This is a genomic window from Psychrobacter sp. CX14 (assembly GCF_057396205.2).
This window is the reverse complement of the sequence record NZ_CM183187.1, coordinates 1,368,208-1,387,146: the sequence shown is the minus strand read 5'-3', so window position 1 is coordinate 1,387,146 and position 18,939 is coordinate 1,368,208. Positions and strand designations below refer to the sequence as shown.

The window sequence follows — 18,939 nt, the reverse complement described above, 5'->3', positions numbered from 1 at the left end:
AACAAAGCCCACCAATTACTAAGTAAAAGGTGGGCTTTGTTAGCTTTGTTAGCTTTATTCTAAAGACATCTAACGCATTAGACTTTAGTAGCCATTCATTACTGCCTGATTTATAGCATCTTGCTGACCTGAGGCTATTAATGCAAAACCTATAATAATAAATGGTAAAGATATTAATGACTTAAGAAATGGTGATTTACATTTCTGCCAGCGAGTTATGATATAGTAAAGGCTAGCGAAAGGTATAAATAAATACATTAAGCCCCAAGCTGTTGACTCCTGAAATGCAATAACAATCAATTTAATAGTGAATATCAGTGAAATAATACAACCTATAATTAATAAAATAGACCCTAATGCAGTCATTTCCTCTCCCTTTGAATAATAAAGAATCACTTCATAGCATCAGTGAGACTTGTTAAATAAAACTAATTTAACTTTAAACCAGTCATCAAGAAATTATAATACCATCATAGTTTGGGAAAGTGTATCCTGACATTATAAAAATTTTATTAAAATCAATCCTTCTTCCTATAAGGCTTCTAGCTTTATTTAAACTTATAGGTATTAACCGACTATTTTGGTGCGACGTGTTATTAAGAAGAGCCACCTGTTAACGCCTCTAGCATCTCATTAATCTCAACTTTAAACTCTTTGTCTTCGATTTTGTTGGCATGCGTTTTGGCAAACTGTAAGCTTTCAATCGCTGCGTCGGTTTGACCCAGTTGATGCTGCAATTCCGCTTTTGAAAAGGCAATGGATGCCAAATGGTCTTTGGAGTTAATCGCTTGCGCTTTCGCGAGGGCCTTATCATACAGCGCTAACGCTTCATCGAAATCTGCTGTAAAGTCGGCCAACGTCTCCCACTGTGCAGGATGGTCCTTATCTGTACCTTCATGCGCTTGACATAGTTCTTCAAGCTCAGTATATAGCTTATCGAATTCAGCCTGATCGCCTTTGTTATCCGCTTCCAATAGCTGCTCTGCTAATTGATATATCGACTTATATAGTTTGGTGTTAATCATTTTTTGCCTTGTTTATTTAGGAATCTATCTAAAAATCCATTACATCTATCACTTATTATAGAACCTTGTTCCTATTGATGCAGGGCTATTTACACTCTTCTAGCAGATTCGCCTAGGTGACTGGACTTTTTGACAATACAAGACCAATGAGACTTGGATTATGCCGCCTTATTGTCTATATAATGATATGATTAATGCCGGCAGGGACTTTTGAGTCTGCCACTTTAGAACCCAAACTCACCTTGTTTATTATGTATGCAGGATTTTCATGACAGACACAGTAGCGCCTACCTTTATTCCAAAGATTATCTTCTTTGATATTGACGATACCTTAAGTCGAGACGGTATTATCGCCCCGCATAACCAAGCGACCCTAGAACAGCTTGCAGCCACTGATATTAAGCTGGTGATTGCCACTGGCCGCTCAAAGTCCATTATTCCTAAAGATATTTATGATCTGTTGGATGCCGATGTTCTCGATGCCATCGTCTGTACCAATGGTCAATATAGCTTTGATAAAAAAGGCATTATCAGTCACTATCCACTTAGCCGCGATCAAGCCAGCAGAATACATGAGCTGTGCATCCAAAAAAACGTGGTTCATAAGTTTGACTCTGACCGTCATCTGGCGTGGGCAAATGATAATGCAGCGATACGTGCATTTATTGCGAATAATCCCAACGCCATCATAGATCCAGACTATTACCAGTCCAATAATGTCTATCAATGTTCTGTGTTTTTTAATAGTGAAACTCAAAGGCTAGAAGAGGTTAACTTTGCTAAGCGGGGATTAAAGCTTGTCTATTGGCATCATGTTGGCGGCGATATATTGCCTATAGAAGCATCTAAAGCGCGCGGTATTATTGATGTTTGTGAGTATTTAAATATTGATATCAAAGATGCCATGGCGATTGGCGATGGCTATAATGATTTAGAGATGTTTGATGCCGTTGGCTATGCTGTCGCCATGGGTGACGCCCAGCCCACTCTCAAACTTAAGGCAGATTTGATCACCGGTACTATTGAAGAGTATGGACTGCAAACTGCGGTACAGCATTTGCTTGGTTGATTCTATCCCATTGGCTTTGATAATTTGACAGCTAACTAAATAATGAAGATATCTTATTTAGTTAAATTGGGCTTAGTTTAAGTCAATTAGGGATGCCATTTTTTTAGCATCCGCTGTACCTACCGCATTTAATCCTGCAACTACACCCGCTCTGTCTGAGTCAGACTTATTTTGACTAAGTTTAAACTGCGCCTTTACTTTATCCATTTGTATATCAATACGAATACCCACAATGGCTCGGCACAACCCTTGAACATAGTTGTTAGGAGCATCTTTCAATGACCAAGGCTTGGGCTGATTCGACTCAAAGGTATGGGTAATACGAGTTAGAATATCAATCAGACTGTTTGCGTCATCTAATAGCTGAGCCTTACCACTAATATGTACGCTGCGGTAATTCCAAGTTGGTACCTGCTTATGTGTTTCTGCTTTACTCGGATACCAATTAGGGCTGATATAATGCCCTGCATCCTGAAAAATAACCAACCATTCCGTTAACAACAAATCAGAATTATTCAGTGGATTGACCTTAGCGATATGTCCTAGCAAATAGTCACATTGAGAATCATCCTCACCTTTAATCCACTGCATCGGCACATGACTGGCCTCAAGACCACTTGATGTTATCGCAATAATCGTTGCTAGCGGATGCTGTTCAATAAACGCCTTTAAAACTTCACTGTCATTTTGCTCAAAAGATTTCGGGATAAACAAGCCACACTCCAAAAAAGAAAACCGTTTAACATCATAAGTGTTAAACGGTTTTAATCATAGGTATTTCGCTATCGTTATCGCTATTAAACTTGCTTAACGATGATATAAATGGTTCGGATCGGTTGGCAAATACGTTTCTTTGTCTACAGCCCATGCCCCACTTCCGCGAACCCATAAATATAAGAAGATAAAACAGTACAACACTGCCCCTTCTCCTTCATTATTTAAAGGCAACCAAAAGTTATTAAGCTCAGCGTGGAATCCAAAATAAGCCACCGCCATCATTCCTGAACATAAAAAGGCCGCCAGTCTGGTCTGAAAGCCGATAAGTATCATTACTCCAAGTACTACCTCAAGCAGTCCCCCAAACCATCTAAACGAAAATAACTCTGGAAACATATGCTCGCTAACAGGAATACCAAACAGCTTCGTTGTTCCATTCAATAAAAAAGCATAGGCGGTGACAATTCGTAAGAGAGCTAAGACGTATGGTTCAAAACGCGACATGGAACTAAACAGCACTTTCATTGACTACTCCTTACATTCGCATGGTTTTAATACCTAATCTAGTCATTAACCTAACGAGAAAGCCAAGTCCAAACGTATCAAGTCAAATGCGACAAATAATAGATTTAATGAGCTTGAACGAGTCTAACAAGGATAGGTTATTTTATTGAATAAGGTTGATATAAAGACAATGACATTAAAAAAGCAGGGTGAGGTTGGGGGATAGCCAGCAATACTATACTCAAAGATTCAAGCTACATACGAAAGACCAACCTACCCCCAATCATCCCTTTTAGTTTATAACTATTAGATTACATTGATTATTCTAATTTGACTAAGTCAAAATTGTTTAACTTTTGTTTAATAATAGATCTGCCTCACAACCTTATCCCTATTCCTATAACGCTGGTCTTATAATCCTGCCTTTAAGCTGGCTTCAATAAACTGATCCAGATCGCCATCCAATACTGCGCCGGTATTAAAGGTCTCAACACCTGTGCGTAAGTCTTTAATCCGAGAGTCATCGAGTACATACGAGCGAATCTGACTGCCCCAACCGACATCCGACTTATTATCCTCAACTGCTTGTTGTTTCTCCATTCGCTTTTGCATCTCAAGCTCATACAGCTTAGCACGCAGCATCTTCATTGCAGTGGCTTTGTTGCCATGTTGGCTACGCTCATTCTGACACTGTACGACGATATTGGTTGGCTCATGGGTAATACGTACCGCAGAGTCGGTGGTATTGACATGCTGACCACCGGCACCGCTTGAGCGGTAAGTATCAATACGCAGATCTGCAGGGTTGATATCAATGTCGATATCGTCATCAATTTCAGGCGACACAAATACCGCGGCAAACGAGGTATGACGACCATTATTGCTATCAAAAGGCGACTTGCGCACTAAACGATGCACCCCTGTCTCGGTACGCAGCCAACCAAACGCATAATCGCCCGATACCTTAAAGGATGCTGACTTAATGCCCGCCACACTGCCAGCAGAGACTTCGGTGATATCGACCTTAAAGCCATGCGCTTCACACCAGCGTGTATACATTCTAAGCAGCATTTCTGCCCAATCTTGCGCCTCAGTGCCGCCGCTGCCCGACTGGATATCAACGAAGCAGTTATTGGCATCCATCTCACCATTAAACATACGTTTGAATTCTAGATCTTCAACTTGAGCCTTTGCAGCATTTAACTCACTTTGCACATCAATAAGTAGACTCTCGTCATCCGCCTCTACTGCCAGATCTAGCATCGCGGCCGCGTCTTCTAAGGTAGTTTCTAACCCTGTTATGGTATTAATCACGCTATCTAACTGGCTTTTTTCTTTACTGATTTTGGTCGCCCGCTCTGGATCATTCCAAAGCTCTGGGTTCTCCATTTCAAGGTTCACTTCTTCTAGACGCTCTGACTTCCCATCAAAGTCAAAGATACCTCCGCAGATCCTGCGCACGGTCGGTTAAGTCTTTGATTTGTTCTTGATATTGATTGATTTCCATTGATATTCCTAAGGTTTTAAAAAGTTGTAAGGGTTATAAAAGAATAGAAAGGGTACTAAATTAAAGTAGGACTGACGCTAACACATTCGATTTTCTTAATTTCGATTTTAAAGCGACCAGTCTTCAACCGCCCAGCGGTGCGCTAAGGCATGGGCATGAAGTACATCGTCTGGCGTGACTGCGATAGCGACATCCGCCCACTCAAGCAAGGGCAGATCATTTTTTGAATCAGAATAAGCATACGTTTTATCATAAGTGATACCTTGGTCTTGCTGTCCATCAAGCCACTTTTTCAGATGATAGAGCTTACCGTCTTTGAAATTTGGCTTGTCCGTAAGCTTACCGGTATAGCGGTTATTTTTGACCTCAAGTGGCGTTGCCAATACATTTGCCTGCTCGATACCGAAGCGTTCAGCAATGGCACACACCACAAAGTCATTCGTCGCCGAAATGATAACCACATCATGCCCAGCCTCCAAATGATGACGCAAGGTACTGATAGCTTGGGGGCGCATATGCGGCTCGATCTCAGTTTTGATATAGTCTTCGCGTAGCTCACACAGTCTGTCCATCGGTAAGCTACTTAAAAACTGCGCCACGAATTCATTGTATTCTGTCGCATCTAAGGTGCCTTCAATATACTCTTCATAAAAGCGCTGGTTCGCGGTGCGATACTCTGCCTCATCAACCAAACCATTTTTAACAATATATTCTCCCCAAAGATAATCACTATCGACATCCAATAACGTATGATCTAAGTCAAATAAAGCCAATTCTTTTGATTGCATAAAATACCTTTTTAAAAACAGTTCTATAAGTGATTAAATATATTAGGGTCTGTTTACCCTTAACCTGAGTGTGAAAGTAGTGCGGTTTAGCCGTGATTGCAGCGGATATACTTGGTGACGCATGAGGCAGAGGCGTGAGCTTTAGACCGTTCTCGCGGTAGCAGGAACGGGATAAAGCCACACGCCTCGCCTTATGCTAGCCAAGATAGTAGCGAAAAGCGCGATAAGCTCCAAACTCTAAGCTTTATATTTATAAGCTAATTGCTGGCTTAATAATTTTACGCTTTATACATTTTAGCTCTATAACTATTAATACTATAACCCTAATCAGGCAGTGGCATCTCTTCAAGACCTGTCTTAAACTCTTGACACTTATGAGCGTAATGTAAGGCGGACATCTTAAGCATCGCCACTTGCGCATCGCTTAATGTTTTGACCACTTTCGCCGGTGACCCCATCACTAGTGAGTTATCTGGAATCTCTTTGCCTTCAGTGACCAATGCTTTTGCGCCGATGATACAGTTTTTACCGATTTTCGCATTATTGAGTACCACGGAACCAATACCGATTAGGCTGTTTTCACCGACGCTACAGCCATGCAACATCGCTAAATGACCAATGGTCACATAATCGCCGATATTCACTTCGATACCCGCATCGGTATGAATCACTACATTTTCTTGCACATTGCTAAAGTCGCCAATATTAATACGCGCATTATCACCTCGAATCACCGCACCAAACCAAACGCTGGCTTTATGACCGAGTGACACATCGCCAATGACTCGGGCACTATCGGCAACCCAACCTTCAAAGGGTGTCGCAAACTGGGGAGCTTTATCCAAATACTTATATATCATGTTGAAAATCCTTTTAATTGCTTTACGTCTTAATAGCTAAGTCTTAACGGTTAAAAGTCTAATCCGGTCATTTTATTATATTGTATACTATCTTTTTATGAGCATTATCCAATCATTTGTCATAAAGTCAATTTATTGTCCGTTGTACTCGTGCTATTATCTGCTCCATCTATCAAAACACTTTTTCATTGCCTTTTTATAGTCATATTTTTATAGTCATATTATTCATGTTTAAAACATTAATAACTAAACTGCTCTAATTAAAATGACTAAATCTTCTGGATACCCTATGCGTCATTTTTTATTCGATTTTATTTTTACTATTTTTTGTTTAATCGTCGCAGCGTGGTGGGGCTTCTCACATGGTGGCGTCCCCGGCTTGGGTAAGGCGCTTGCCATTACGGTCATCTTAGCGATTATGGAAATATCGTTGTCTTTTGATAATGCGGTGGTCAATGCCTCAATTTTAAAAGGCTGGAATGACTTCTGGAAAAAGATATTTTTAACAATTGGCATTCTGGTAGCCGTCTTCGGTATGCGTTTGGTATTCCCTATTGTTATCGTGGCAGTAACCGCCAATTTAGGCTTCTTTGAGGTCATTCAACTTGCCTTAAATGAGCCTGCCCAATATGCCCAGCATCTCAACGCGCATCATGCTGAGATTTCTGCGTTTGGTGGTATGTTCTTATTACTGGTCTTCTTAACCTTCTTATTTGGCGATAAAGACGTCCTTTGGTTTAAATGGTTTGAGGGTAAACTGCGACGGTTTAGCAAAGTGGATGCCATGAGTACCTTTGTGGCCATTGTGGTATTGATGATCTCTTTAAGCTGGGTCGATGACGCTCATCAGTCGGTTATATTAATGGCCGGTATCTGGGGTATTTTAGTGTATTTGGGAGTCAATGTACTCTCAACCATGCTTGAGGGTAGCAGCGATACGGATGACGGCGAGGTGCTAACGGATGCGAAAGGCAACATTATTACCAATACATCGGGCGTCTCCTCAACTATATTGAAGGGCGGTATCGCAGGCTTTATTTATCTTGAAGTATTAGATGCCTCATTTAGTTTTGACGGGGTGATTGGTGCGTTTGCGATTACCAACGATGTGATTATCATTATGTTGGGCTTGGCAATTGGTGCGATGTTTGTGCGCTCGATGACGATTTTCTTAGTAGATAAAGGCACGCTAAATGAATTTGTTTACTTAGAACATGGCGCCCATTATGCGATTGGGGCATTGGCAATTATTATGCTATTGTCCATGAAGTTTCATGTACCTGAGCTGGTTACTGGGCTTATTGGGGTGGCGTTTATTGGATTGTCTTTATTTAATTCGATCCAATATCGCAAACATGAACAGGCCAATGATTAAAAGTCTATCTAAATTTAAGCCAACCCTTTTAAGTTCAAGTCTTGTTGAGCTGACGAGCCTTCATTTTTGGAACGAGCCTTCTTTTAGAAAATAGTTTTTAGGAAATAGTTGATGCGATACACATATTCTTCCGCCCTGTTATTATCAGGTGCCATGATGGCGACTTGCCCTGCTCATGCCGGCAGCTCAGACATCGAAACGGCTGGCGATATCGTGATGGTTGCCATCCCTGCTGTTGCCTATGGCTCGACCTTTTATATGAACGACGAGGAAGGACGCAACCAGTTTTATAAATCTTTCGCGACCAATGCGGTGGCGACCTATGGTCTAAAAGAGCTTGTTGATAAAGAACGTCCTGATCACAGTGATGATGACTCTTTTCCATCAGGTCACACCTCTATCGCCTTTCAGGGTGCTAGCTTCATTCATAAACGCTATGGCTGGGAAGTGAGTATCCCAGCCTATATTGGTGCGACTTTTGTTGGCTATAGCCGGGTAGAGGCAGATAAGCATCATACTTCTGATGTGCTGGCCGGCGCTGCTCTTGGCGTAGCAAGTAGTCTGTTTTTTACCAAAAGCTATGACAATGATAACCTACACATCAGCGCCAATCTCGCACCTGAGTCATACCAGTTAGCCGTACACTATCAGTTCTAAGCACTTTATTAATAATATTAGCTCATTATTAATGACAGATAAACAGTGCGATTGGAATTTGTTAGAGTCACCCCCATCTAGCCTATTACCAATACAAAGAAAATATTCGACCTGCGTGGATATATTTTTAATGATTGCCTAGCCATTTAGAGTCAGGTTTTGTATAATATGCAAAATCTGTACCTAAGCGAGTAGACATGACACAGTTTGCAACACTCACTAATGACCTATCCTTTAGTGATTTTGTTGTTTCCTGTCATTGGTCTACTCGCTTTTTTGTGGCTGAAATTTGTTAAATCAAATTTTATTGAGCAGAAAAACAATCGTAATTTTCACAAATGTCAGGTCATGATAAACACGAATAACAAGGGTGGTAATATGGGCGTACAACAAGACACAACTCACACTAATTTAAATCAAGCGGAAGCTGTATTGGCCTTGGCTGACGGCAGCATTTTTCGCGGCATCTCAATTGGTGCAAGCGGTCACCGCATCGGTGAGGTGGTATTTAACACCTCAATGACGGGCTATCAAGAAATTCTGACTGACCCAAGCTATGCCAAACAAATTGTCACCCTAACCTATCCACATATTGGTAACACAGGTACCAATAGTGAAGATGCCGAATCTGGCGATATTTATCAAAAGCATCAAATTTGGGCAGAAGGTTTGATTATTCGTGATGCCACCATGACCACCTCAAACTTCCGTAATTCAGAAAGCTTATCCGATTATCTTATTCGTCAAGAAACTGTTGCGATTGCTGAAATTGATACCCGTAAGTTGACCCGTATCCTGCGTGATAAAGGCGCTCAAAACGGCTGTATCCTGACCGCAAGCAATGGCGATACCCTAAGTGATGACGACGTCGCAAAAGCGCTAGAGTTGGCCAAAGGTTTTGAAGGACTTGAGGGCATGGATCTTGCAAAAGAGTGCACTCATCCAGAAGGCTTTGAGTGGACAGCAGGTACATGGGAATTAGCGGACCGCGGCGTACACGGCGTAACCGAAAGTGACACTGGCGGTTACTACAAACAACTAGGCGAACACATCGAACATAAATATGATGTGGTGGCGTATGACTTCGGCACCAAGACCAATATCTTACGTATGCTGGTCGACATCGGCTGCAAGGTGACAGTTGTGCCTGCCACCACCCCAATTGCTGACGTATTAGCGATGAATCCAGATGGTATCTTCTTATCAAATGGCCCTGGTGACCCTGCTGCTTGTGATTATGCCATCGATGCAGTGCGTCATATTATTGAAGAGACGGATATTCCAACGTTTGGTATTTGCTTAGGTCACCAGTTGGTTGGTCTTGCCAGCGGTGCAAAGACCATGAAAATGAAAACAGGTCATCATGGTGCCAACCATCCTGTTCAAGACTTAGAAACCAAGTCAGTGATGATTACCAGTCAGAACCACGGCTTTGCGGTTGATGAATCAACGCTTCCTGACAACATCAAGCCCACGCATCGCTCATTATTTGATGGTACCAACCAAGGTATTGAGCTGACCAATAAGCCGGTATTTAGCTTCCAAGGTCACCCTGAAGCCAGTCCTGGACCTCATGATGCTGCGCCTTTATTTAAGAAGTTTGCAGACATGATGGCCGCTGCTAAGCAAGGTTAATCAAGCATATTTATTTGCTTAAGCTCAAGTTGCACTCATAAATACCAGCAGAATTAAATAAGCAGAATTAAATAAATAGAAGAGAGACTTATGCCAAAACGTACCGACATAAAAAGCATCCTAATCATCGGCGCCGGCCCTATCGTTATCGGCCAAGCATGTGAGTTTGATTACTCAGGTGCTCAGGCGTGTAAAGCGCTTCGTGAAGAAGGCTACCGCGTTATCCTTGTTAACTCAAACCCAGCAACTATCATGACTGACCCTGTCATGGCAGATGCCACGTATATTGAACCCATTACTTGGCAAACCGTCGAGCAAATTATTGACAAAGAACGTCCAGACGCCATTTTGCCTACCATGGGCGGTCAGACAGCGCTTAATTGTGCGCTAGATTTAGACAAAAATGGCGTACTAGAAAAATACAATGTAGAGCTTATCGGTGCGACCAAAGACGCCATCGAAATGGCAGAAGACCGCGACCTATTTGACCAAGCGATGAAACGTATTGGTCTTGAATGTCCGCGAGCTGAAATTGCCGAAACCATGGAGCAGGCTTTTGAGATCCAAGCAAGCTTAGGCTTCCCCTGTATTATCCGTCCTTCCTATACCATGGGTGGCTCTGGCGGCGGTATCGCCTACAACCGTGACGAATTTATCGAAATTTGTGAGCGTGGCTTTGATCTATCCCCTACTCACCAGTTATTGATTGATGAATCGCTGATTGGCTGGAAAGAATATGAAATGGAGGTAGTACGTGACAAAAATGATAACTGTATCATTGTCTGTGCTATCGAAAACGTTGACCCGATGGGCGTGCACACTGGTGACTCAATCACTGTTGCCCCAGCACAAACGCTAACGGATAAAGAATATCAGATCATGCGTAACGCCTCATTAGCGGTACTGCGTGAGATTGGTGTTGAAACCGGCGGTTCAAACGTACAATTCGGTGTGAACCCGAAAACAGGCCGCATGGTTGTGATTGAGATGAACCCACGTGTGTCACGTTCATCTGCTCTGGCTTCAAAAGCGACGGGGTTCCCGATTGCTAAAATCGCCGCTAAATTAGCGGTTGGTTATACGCTTGATGAGCTTCAAAACGACATCACTGGCGGTAAAACACCAGCAAGCTTTGAGCCATCAATTGATTATGTAGTGACTAAGATTCCTCGTTTTAACTTCGAGAAATTCCCCCAAGCAGAAAACATCTTATCGACACAGATGAAATCTGTTGGTGAAGTCATGGCTATCGGCCGTAATTTCCAAGAGTCTATGCACAAAGCACTGCGCGGCTTAGAGACTGGTGCTGATGGCTTTGATGAACAAATCGATTTCGCCGCATTAAAAGCAGGTAAAATCAGCGAAGATAAAATCAAAGCGGAAATCACAAACCGCCTGACTGTGCCAACACCTGAGCGTATCTTCTATTTAGCAGACGCTTTCCGTTTGGGTATGAGTGTTGATGAGGTCTTTAAATTTACCAATATCGACCCATGGTTCTTAGTACAAATTGAAGACATCGTTAAAACCGAAGAGCAAGTAAAACTACTAGGTTTCGGCGGCATCACTGCTAAGAACTTACGTCAATTCAAACGCAAAGGCCTATCAGATTTACGTCTAGCCAAATTACTTGGCGTATCGCAAAAGCAGCTGCGTAAAAAGCGTTGGGACTTAGATGTTCACCCTGTTTATAAACGTGTGGATACCTGTGCTGCTGAGTTTGCAACCTCTACAGCATACATGTACTCAACCTATGATGAAGAGTGTGAAGCCAACCCAACTGATAACAAAAAAATCATGGTTATCGGCGGTGGTCCAAACCGTATTGGTCAAGGTATTGAGTTCGATTACTGCTGTGTACATGCCGCCCTTGCTATGCGTGAAGACGGTTATGAAACCATCATGGTGAACTGTAACCCTGAAACAGTATCAACCGATTATGATACCTCAGACCGTCTGTACTTTGAGTCAATCACGCTAGAGGATGTGCTAGAGATCGTACGTATCGAGAAGCCAGAAGGCGTTATCGTACAGTTTGGTGGTCAGACACCGCTTAAATTAGCCCGTAGCTTAGAAGCAGCTGGCGTTAACATCATTGGTACCTCTCCTGACGCTATCGACCGTGCAGAAGACCGTGAGCGTTTCCAGCATATGATTCAACAGCTAAACCTGATTCAGCCACCGAACGCGCTAGCGACTAGCATGGAAGATGGCCTGATGAAGGCAAGCAGCGTTGGCTATCCATTAGTGGTTCGTCCGTCATACGTTCTTGGCGGCCGTGCGATGGAAATTGTTTATAACGAAGATGAGCTTAAGCACTACTTGCGTACTGCGGTACGTGCATCAAACGAAGCACCCGTCCTACTAGACCGCTTCTTAGACGATGCGATCGAAGTAGACGTAGACTGTGTGAGCGATGGTAATGAAGTGGTTATCGGCGGTATCATGCAGCACATTGAGCAAGCCGGCGTTCACTCAGGTGACTCAGCTTGTTCATTACCTCCTTACTCATTGTCTGATGAGATTTGTGATGAGATGCGCGCTCAAACTGTTTCTATGGCCAAAGAGCTTGGCGTGATCGGTCTGATGAACGTCCAATTTGCAGTAAAAGATGGCACGGTTTATATTCTAGAAGTGAACCCTCGTGCAGCGCGTACAGTACCTTTTGTCTCTAAATGTATCGGTACATCCTTAGCACAAGTTGCCGCACGTTGTATGGCAGGCACATCGTTACAAGACCAGAAATTTACCAAAGAAATTAAGCCGGCCTTCTTTGCGGTTAAAGAATCGGTATTCCCATTTGCTAAGTTCCCAGGTGTTGACCCTATCTTAAGCCCTGAGATGAAGTCTACTGGTGAGGTTATGGGCGTAGGTAAGACCTTTGGTGAGGCCTTCTATAAAGGTATTATCGGTACAAACGAGCGTCTACCAGGTCTACCAGAAGAAGGCGAAATCAAAACCGTATTCTTATCAGTGCGTGACAGCGACAAGCCAAACTTACCACCGATTGCTAAGCAATTGGTTGATTACGGCTTTAAACTGGTTGCCACTTCAGGTACTGAGAAATATCTAAACGAGCAAGGTATTGAGTGCGCACGTATTAACAAAGTAACCGAAGGCCGCCCACACATTGTCGATGCCTTGAAAAATGGTGAAATAGACCTTATTATCAATACAACTGAGGGCAAACAAGCACAAGAAGATTCGTTCTCTATTCGCCGTAATGCCTTACAGAGCAAGGTTTTCTACGTAACTACACTAGGCGCTGCTGATGCTGTATGTAAGTCATACGCCATTGATCTACCATTTGATGTGTATAAGTTACAAACCTTACATGCTCAAGCAGATACTGCTGAATAATTGACATTGTGCTATTAAACAAGCAAAATTAGCGTTTAACAAACCCTATTTTGCAGCGTTATTATTATTTGAATTCATTGCTAATCGATCACGTCGGTTAGCAATTTTTTATAAGGGTCTGTTCTGTTTTTTGATTGAGACAGCTTTGAGTTAAGACTCCTTTTAGCTAAGACAGTACCCATTAACATCTTATGAATTTTGCACACAACACCATCCAATAGGCTGGTGTTGTGGTGTTTTTTATCTATCAATTTGTTTATCTGAGGAAAATGATATGCAACGCTACCCTATGACTCCGCAAGGACACGCTACATTAGAGGCCGAACTTAAACAGCTTAAGTCTGTTGATCGTCCACGCATTACTGCCGCTATCGCAGAAGCGCGCGAACATGGCGACTTAAAAGAAAATGCTGAATATCATGCTGCACGCGAACAACAAGGCTTTTGTGAAGCCCGTATCCGCGACATAGAAGCCAAGTTATCTGGTGCTCAAGTCATTGATCCTACTGAGCTACCAAGAGAAGGCCGCGTCGTCTTTGGTGTGACCGTAGTCATAGAGAATCTAGATACCGAAGAGCAAAAGCGCTATAAAATCGTCGGTGATGACGAAGCTGATTTTAAAAACAACAAGATCTCAATCAACTCCCCTATCGCTCGCGGCCTAATTGGTAAAGAAGAAGGCGATGAAGCGCGTATCCAAACCCCAAGTGGTGTGGTCGAGTTCGAAGTGGTTGAAGTTATTTACGAATAATCCGTAGCTGCTGTTAATCAGGTTGCCTAACTAACGAATGGTTTTTGAGTGATAAGATAAAAGTAACCATTGACGCTAGGTTCAAAAAATTGTTCACATTAATTAACAAATGGTTTATTATCTATAAACCTGAACTCCAGCGTCACTTGCAAAACATAAGCGATTAATGTTAAGTTACAAAACACAAACAAACGCAAATTTACTTGTGACACTTTGTGTGTATCTTACACTCTTGATGTTTTATAGCTATTCGAACCAGTTTAAGTATTATGTTTAATATGAAAAATGCATAGTCTTATGAGTTTGAATTATTAAATTAATAAATGCTTACGAGGCAATTATGAAGATATTCTCATCCACATTATGTGCGCTAGCATGTATGGTTGGAGCTACCTCATTAGGTCATGCTACTGATTCTAAGCAGACTATTAGCGTTAACAGTTCAAGCGACATCGATGTGGTACTTAACGAATTATCGCGTCAGCAAAAACAAGCCCCTTCGCTTATTCAGACTTCATTTGAGCCATCCTCTCTTGCAGAGAATAGCAGCTTAATTAGCGGCAAGTCATCAAACGCTGTTAAGCAAGATGACGATTTGTTATCTCATCTAACTCTAGTAGCATCAAATGCAGTAAGCCGTTTTAAACAAAGTGGCCGTGCATCTTGGTACGGTGGCAAATTCCATGGCCGTAAAACTGCCAGTGGCGAGCCGTTCAACATGCATTCAATGACAGCAGCACACCCCTCTTTACCGTTTAACACATATTTAAAAGTAACCAATAAAAACAACGGTAAAAGCGTTGTGGTTAAAGTAAATGACCGTGGTCCTTTCCATGGTAACCGTGTATTAGATTTATCTTATGGCGCTGCCAAAAAGATTGGTCTGGTGAAACGTGGTATTGCAAACGTTGCTATTGAAAAGGTAAGCTCGCCTTAGTCAATAGCTAAGTTAGTGTAAGCTGTAAATATATGAGTAAGATACAAAAGAAGGCCTGCCCATTGCAGGTCTTTTTTGTGCCTATTTAATTATCATTTATCTAAACTATTTATTTATAGACTTTGCAATATTCAAAATGTATTAGCTAATAGCCCTCGTCTCTAACGTATAAATTCAAGGCGTTAACATAGCAGCGATGCTTGTTAAAAAAAACCAAGTTCGTTATGATGGATGGGTTAAAGCTATAGCATGCTTATATTATGTTAGTCACAGGGGCGCCATTTGGCTGAGATGTACCCTTTGAACCTGATCCAGATTATACTGGCGTAGGGAGTGTATAGTAGTCGCGGTTCTCTTATTTTATTGGTGCTAGCCTTATTTTGCGTTAGCCGCCGTTACGCTTTGTCTTCTCACGCCCTCTTTATCCACATGGAGGGAATATGCAATCTCAACTGATTCATTCTTGTATTACCAATCTCAAACAACTATCCCCCTTAGTCCATAACATCACTAACTTTGTTGCCAATAACACTGCTGCCAATATATTACTGGCTGCCGGTGCATCCCCTGCTATGGTCTGCGATATCAAAGAAGCGCCTGAGTTTGTGCTATTAGCACGTGCTTTGACTATTAATATCGGTACGCTTACCCAAGACTCTTTAAGCAGTATGCTTGCAACAACCAAGGTCGCTCATGAGAACCATATTCCTTGGGTATTAGACCCTGTTGCCGTGGGTGCTACTACATTTCGTCAACAGGCGTGTCAGGAACTCATTAAATTCAAGCCAGACGTGATTCGCGGTAATGCTTCAGAGATTTTGGCTCTAGCCGGTATGAATAGTCAAAGCAAAGGCGCAGACAGTGGCGATAGCGTAGATGCCGCCAAAGCAGCCGCTAAAGTATTAACACAATATGCCAAAGTTGTGGTGGTCACCGGTGCGGTAGATTGGGTAGCGACTGACTCGCAAGGATGGTCAATTCATCACGGCCATCCTTTAATGGCACGTGTTACCGCTACCGGCTGCGGCCTGACATCCTTAATAGGCGCCTTTATCGGTGCCAATCATACTAAGCGTCCTGTTTCTACTGACGCCATCGCTGCAGCGACCGTCTCTGCGCTATGTTATTACGGACAAGCTGGCGAAATTGCGGCTCAAAAAGCCGAGGGCGCTGGCAGCTTTTATGTTCATTTCTTAGACGCTTTATATAATATAGATGCAGACAGGGTAAGTAAAAATGCAAAAATTAATATTTAAATAATGAGACTAACTCAATAGTGATGCTTTATCAGATTCATTACTCTTATCATCCATAATAAAATAATTAATAAACCATTATGACTAATAATATGATTACTCAAAAAAATAAGTCCGCAGATGCCTTAGCCTTATATCTTGTGACAGACAGTAGACTAACGGCACAGCGTGGATTAATTGAAACCGTAATGGCTGCTATTGACGGTGGCGTTACCCTTGTACAACTGCGTGACAAACATGCTAGCGACGATAGCTTGTATCGACAAGCCTGTTCGCTAAAAGAAGCCATCAATGGACGCGTGCCGTTAGTGATTAATGACCGAGTATTGATTGCCAAAAAAGCAAAGCTTGATGGCGCTCATATTGGCCAAGGCGACTTAAGTGTAATCGAGGCACGCCAAATCCTAGGGCCGGAGGCGTGGCTAGGACTGTCTATTAATAATATGGCTGAATTAAATAATGCGCACAATCAGGATTTAGCCCAACTCGATTACTTTGGTATGGGGCCTGTGTTTGCTACCCGTACTAAACCGGACCATTCAGCACCGATTGGCGTTGAGGGCTTAAAACAGTTATCGCAAGCCAGCCAACTACCAACGGTTGGCATTGGCGGCATTCAGTTAAATAATGCAAAAGACGTTTATCAAACAGGCTGTGATGGTATTGCGGTGGTCTCTGCCATTTGCGCCGCTGCTGACCCAAAGCAAGCAAGTGCTGATTTATTAGCCTGTCGTTCACTCTAAAGAGGTTTTTATGATTACTAATATCTTAAGTATCGCAGGAACAGATTGTACCGGTGGCGCTGGTATTCAAGCGGATATTAAGGCTATTAGCGCCAATGGGAGCTATGCCATGAGCGTCATAACTGCCGTCGTCGCTCAAAACACCCAAGGCGTGCAACAGATTGAGATGATGCCAATCGACTTAATTCGTGCTCAGATTGATTCTGTGTTTACCGACGTACAAGTCGATGCTGTCAAAATAGGTATGCTCGGTAATGCAGAGGTTATCAACTGCGTGGCAGAAGCCTTAGCTAAGTACAAGCCAAGTAAAGTGGTACTTGATCCAGTAATGGTCGCCAAAAGCGGTGACAGATTATTAGACAATGATGCCGTCACTGCCTTACGCAATAGGTTAATTCCGCAAGTGAACCTAATCACTCCAAACCTGCCAGAAGCAGCTGATTTATTGGGAACGGCTGAAGCCAGCAATCGTGATGACATGATTCATCAAGCCCAACAATTGGGCGTGCCAACTTTCTTAAAGGGTGGTCATTTAGAGAGCAACGACTCACCGGATTTATTATGTATTGATGATTCGTTTTATTGGCTTGAAGGCAAACGTATCCCAACCAAAAACAGTCATGGTACGGGCTGTACTTTATCTTCGGCCATTGCCACCTTTTGGGGACAAGGCGACACCCTTGATGAGGCGTGTAGAAAAGCCAAAGACTATTTAACCGGTGCGCTGAGTGAAGCTGACACACTCAATGTTGGTCACGGTCATGGACCGGTACATCATTTTTATAAATACTACTAGGCCCTCACTATGTCTACACTCAAAAAAGGACTACCCTCCCCTTATGTGATGCTTATTATCGCACCTCTATTGTGGGCGACCAGTAATATCACAGGAAAATTAGGCAAAGGATGGCTAACTCCCTATGAGATGACTTTTTTTCGTTGGTTTTTGGCAGCACTGATTCTAAGCTTTGCTGCCAAACGCTTTATTCGTCAAGACTGGACGATGCTCAAGAAGCACTGGTTATGGTTGTTTGTGGTCGGGGGTAGCGGTTTCGCTCTATTTAACTTAGTGCTGTATAGCGCATTCTCACTCGGTGCAACAGTAGTCAATGTCTCGATTATTACCGCACTTATTCCTACTGGCGTGATTTGTATTACCGCCTTGCTGTATAAAGATAAGACACATCCGCTGCAGTGGTTCGGAGTTGCTATCGCATTTGCAGGAGTACTGTGGATATTAACCGGTGGTCAACCCTTTACGCTAGTGAACTATAAATTTGCGCTAGGTGACTCTCTAGCACTGATTACCACCGCTATCTATATCGGGTATTCAGTCGCTCTACGCCATGCACCAAAGATACACTGGGCAAGTATGATGTGGGCGATGAGCTTAGCAGGACTTATCGTGTCTGTCCCATTTTATGGTTATGATTTAATACTTAATGGCTTACATTTCCCTGACTGGAAAGGCTGGTTACTGCTACTCTATATCGCTATATTTATCTCGATTATCTCCAAGCTTTTTTATATGGAGAGTGTGATTCAAATCGGTGCTGATAGAGCCTCTTTAACCATGAATCTATTGCCCGTATTTGGTGCCGTCATGGGCGTATTATTTTTTCAAGACGAGTCTATGACTACCAATCATGTGATTGCTTTGGCACTGGTGATGACCGGCATCTTCTGTTCAGAATATGGTGCTCATCTAAAGCGCCAAGCCAGCAATACATTACTTAGTAGACCCTAGAAGCTAAG

The 18,939-nt window shown here is 42.6% G+C and carries 18 protein-coding genes and 1 riboswitch; of the genes, 11 read left to right on the top strand and 7 right to left on the bottom strand.

The annotated features are described in order from the left end of the window. Positions 1 to 84: 84 nt before the first annotated feature. Positions 85 to 366 (bottom strand): hypothetical protein, encoded by a 282-nt coding sequence (locus AC2SLO_RS05745; RefSeq protein ID WP_486540879.1) that lies wholly within the window; start codon positions 364 to 366, stop codon positions 85 to 87. Positions 367 to 596: 230 nt separating this feature from the next. Then, on the bottom strand, positions 597 to 1,025 hold the full coding sequence (locus AC2SLO_RS05740) for a tetratricopeptide repeat protein (RefSeq protein ID WP_486540881.1): 429 nt from the start codon (positions 1,023 to 1,025) through the stop codon (positions 597 to 599). A gap of 268 nt (positions 1,026 to 1,293) precedes the next feature. Between AC2SLO_RS05740 and AC2SLO_RS05735 the strand changes: the two genes are divergently transcribed. After that, positions 1,294 to 2,094, top strand: coding sequence for a Cof-type HAD-IIB family hydrolase (locus AC2SLO_RS05735; RefSeq protein WP_486540883.1), 801 nt, complete (start codon positions 1,294 to 1,296; stop codon positions 2,092 to 2,094). Positions 2,095 to 2,166: 72 nt separating this feature from the next. Here AC2SLO_RS05735 and AC2SLO_RS05730 read toward each other — a convergent pair whose 3' ends face one another. The 5 genes from AC2SLO_RS05730 to AC2SLO_RS05710 all read right to left on the bottom strand — a co-directional run bounded on the left by AC2SLO_RS05730 (position 2,167) and on the right by AC2SLO_RS05710 (position 6,470). Then, entirely contained in the window at positions 2,167 to 2,808 is a 642-nt protein-coding gene (locus tag AC2SLO_RS05730; protein WP_486540885.1) for an FMN-binding negative transcriptional regulator, read from the bottom strand. Positions 2,809 to 2,901: 93 nt separating this feature from the next. Continuing rightward, positions 2,902 to 3,336, bottom strand: a complete 435-nt coding sequence (locus tag AC2SLO_RS05725; protein ID WP_486540887.1) for a DoxX family protein — start codon at positions 3,334 to 3,336, stop codon at positions 2,902 to 2,904. 390 nt (positions 3,337 to 3,726) lie between these two features. Next, positions 3,727 to 4,822 (bottom strand): peptide chain release factor 2 gene (prfB, locus tag AC2SLO_RS05720; protein ID WP_486540889.1). Its coding sequence is split into 2 segments (ribosomal slippage): positions 3,727 to 4,749 and positions 4,751 to 4,822, totalling 1,095 coding nucleotides; the frame shifts between segments, so codons are not numbered across the junction. Between the two features lie 107 nt (positions 4,823 to 4,929). Continuing rightward, complete coding sequence (locus AC2SLO_RS05715; protein ID WP_486540891.1) at positions 4,930 to 5,610, bottom strand: HAD family hydrolase; 681 nt, start codon at positions 5,608 to 5,610, stop codon at positions 4,930 to 4,932. Between the two features lie 323 nt (positions 5,611 to 5,933). Beyond that, a complete protein-coding gene (locus tag AC2SLO_RS05710) occupies positions 5,934 to 6,470 on the bottom strand; it encodes a gamma carbonic anhydrase family protein (RefSeq protein WP_486540893.1) in 537 nt (178 codons plus the stop codon). A 289-nt stretch (positions 6,471 to 6,759) separates the two neighbouring features. On the opposite strand from AC2SLO_RS05710, the gene AC2SLO_RS05705 reads away from it, so the two are divergent. The 10 genes from AC2SLO_RS05705 to AC2SLO_RS05660 all read left to right on the top strand — a co-directional run bounded on the left by AC2SLO_RS05705 (position 6,760) and on the right by AC2SLO_RS05660 (position 18,931). Next, complete coding sequence (locus tag AC2SLO_RS05705) at positions 6,760 to 7,845, top strand: DUF475 domain-containing protein (RefSeq protein ID WP_486540894.1); 1,086 nt, start codon at positions 6,760 to 6,762, stop codon at positions 7,843 to 7,845. 111 nt (positions 7,846 to 7,956) lie between these two features. Continuing rightward, the gene (locus tag AC2SLO_RS05700; RefSeq protein ID WP_486540896.1) at positions 7,957 to 8,502 is read left to right on the top strand and encodes a phosphatase PAP2 family protein; all 546 of its coding nucleotides are present in this window, start codon (positions 7,957 to 7,959) and stop codon (positions 8,500 to 8,502) included. Positions 8,503 to 8,880: 378 nt separating this feature from the next. Continuing rightward, positions 8,881 to 10,137: a glutamine-hydrolyzing carbamoyl-phosphate synthase small subunit gene (gene carA, locus AC2SLO_RS05695; protein WP_486540949.1), complete on the top strand. Its 1,257-nt coding sequence runs from the start codon at positions 8,881 to 8,883 to the stop codon at positions 10,135 to 10,137. 90 nt (positions 10,138 to 10,227) lie between these two features. Further along, a complete protein-coding gene (gene carB / locus AC2SLO_RS05690; RefSeq protein WP_486540898.1) occupies positions 10,228 to 13,497 on the top strand; it encodes a carbamoyl-phosphate synthase large subunit in 3,270 nt (1,089 codons plus the stop codon). Between the two features lie 274 nt (positions 13,498 to 13,771). Further along, positions 13,772 to 14,248, top strand: a complete 477-nt coding sequence (greA, locus tag AC2SLO_RS05685) for a transcription elongation factor GreA (protein ID WP_486540900.1) — start codon at positions 13,772 to 13,774, stop codon at positions 14,246 to 14,248. A gap of 340 nt (positions 14,249 to 14,588) precedes the next feature. Continuing rightward, positions 14,589 to 15,185 carry a septal ring lytic transglycosylase RlpA family protein gene (locus tag AC2SLO_RS05680; RefSeq protein WP_486540902.1) on the top strand — a complete coding sequence of 199 codons (597 nt, stop codon included), beginning with the start codon at positions 14,589 to 14,591 and terminating at the stop codon, positions 15,183 to 15,185. A 261-nt stretch (positions 15,186 to 15,446) separates the two neighbouring features. After that, positions 15,447 to 15,535: riboswitch (TPP riboswitch) on the top strand. A gap of 90 nt (positions 15,536 to 15,625) precedes the next feature. Next, positions 15,626 to 16,441, top strand: coding sequence for a hydroxyethylthiazole kinase (thiM, locus tag AC2SLO_RS05675; RefSeq protein ID WP_486540904.1), 816 nt, complete (start codon positions 15,626 to 15,628; stop codon positions 16,439 to 16,441). Between the two features lie 92 nt (positions 16,442 to 16,533). Further along, a complete protein-coding gene (gene thiE, locus AC2SLO_RS05670) occupies positions 16,534 to 17,184 on the top strand; it encodes a thiamine phosphate synthase (protein ID WP_486540906.1) in 651 nt (216 codons plus the stop codon). A 10-nt stretch (positions 17,185 to 17,194) separates the two neighbouring features. Then, positions 17,195 to 17,980, top strand: coding sequence for a bifunctional hydroxymethylpyrimidine kinase/phosphomethylpyrimidine kinase (gene thiD / locus AC2SLO_RS05665; RefSeq protein ID WP_486540908.1), 786 nt, complete (start codon positions 17,195 to 17,197; stop codon positions 17,978 to 17,980). Positions 17,981 to 17,989: 9 nt separating this feature from the next. After that, positions 17,990 to 18,931 carry a DMT family transporter gene (locus tag AC2SLO_RS05660; protein WP_486540910.1) on the top strand — a complete coding sequence of 314 codons (942 nt, stop codon included), beginning with the start codon at positions 17,990 to 17,992 and terminating at the stop codon, positions 18,929 to 18,931. Positions 18,932 to 18,939 lie beyond the last annotated feature (8 nt).

Excerpts from the sequence above, each read along its gene's own strand:
- carB (WP_486540898.1), top strand. The coding sequence starts at position 10,228 with ATGCCAAAACGTACCGACATAAAAAGCATCCTAATCATCGGCGCCGGC.
- AC2SLO_RS05725 (WP_486540887.1), bottom strand. The coding sequence starts at position 3,336 with ATGAAAGTGCTGTTTAGTTCCATGTCGCGTTTTGAACCATACGTCTTA.
- greA (WP_486540900.1), top strand. The coding sequence starts at position 13,772 with ATGCAACGCTACCCTATGACTCCGCAAGGACACGCTACATTAGAGGCC.
- AC2SLO_RS05715 (WP_486540891.1), bottom strand. The coding sequence starts at position 5,610 with ATGCAATCAAAAGAATTGGCTTTATTTGACTTAGATCATACGTTATTG.
- AC2SLO_RS05740 (WP_486540881.1), bottom strand. The coding sequence starts at position 1,025 with ATGATTAACACCAAACTATATAAGTCGATATATCAATTAGCAGAGCAG.
- carA (WP_486540949.1), top strand. The coding sequence starts at position 8,881 with ATGGGCGTACAACAAGACACAACTCACACTAATTTAAATCAAGCGGAA.
- AC2SLO_RS05710 (WP_486540893.1), bottom strand. The coding sequence starts at position 6,470 with ATGATATATAAGTATTTGGATAAAGCTCCCCAGTTTGCGACACCCTTT.
- AC2SLO_RS05700 (WP_486540896.1), top strand. The coding sequence starts at position 7,957 with ATGCGATACACATATTCTTCCGCCCTGTTATTATCAGGTGCCATGATG.
- thiM (WP_486540904.1), top strand. The coding sequence starts at position 15,626 with ATGCAATCTCAACTGATTCATTCTTGTATTACCAATCTCAAACAACTA.
- AC2SLO_RS05705 (WP_486540894.1), top strand. The coding sequence starts at position 6,760 with ATGCGTCATTTTTTATTCGATTTTATTTTTACTATTTTTTGTTTAATC.
- AC2SLO_RS05735 (WP_486540883.1), top strand. The coding sequence starts at position 1,294 with ATGACAGACACAGTAGCGCCTACCTTTATTCCAAAGATTATCTTCTTT.
- thiE (WP_486540906.1), top strand. The coding sequence starts at position 16,534 with ATGATTACTCAAAAAAATAAGTCCGCAGATGCCTTAGCCTTATATCTT.
- AC2SLO_RS05745 (WP_486540879.1), bottom strand. The coding sequence starts at position 366 with ATGACTGCATTAGGGTCTATTTTATTAATTATAGGTTGTATTATTTCA.
- AC2SLO_RS05660 (WP_486540910.1), top strand. The coding sequence starts at position 17,990 with ATGTCTACACTCAAAAAAGGACTACCCTCCCCTTATGTGATGCTTATT.
- thiD (WP_486540908.1), top strand. The coding sequence starts at position 17,195 with ATGATTACTAATATCTTAAGTATCGCAGGAACAGATTGTACCGGTGGC.
- AC2SLO_RS05680 (WP_486540902.1), top strand. The coding sequence starts at position 14,589 with ATGAAGATATTCTCATCCACATTATGTGCGCTAGCATGTATGGTTGGA.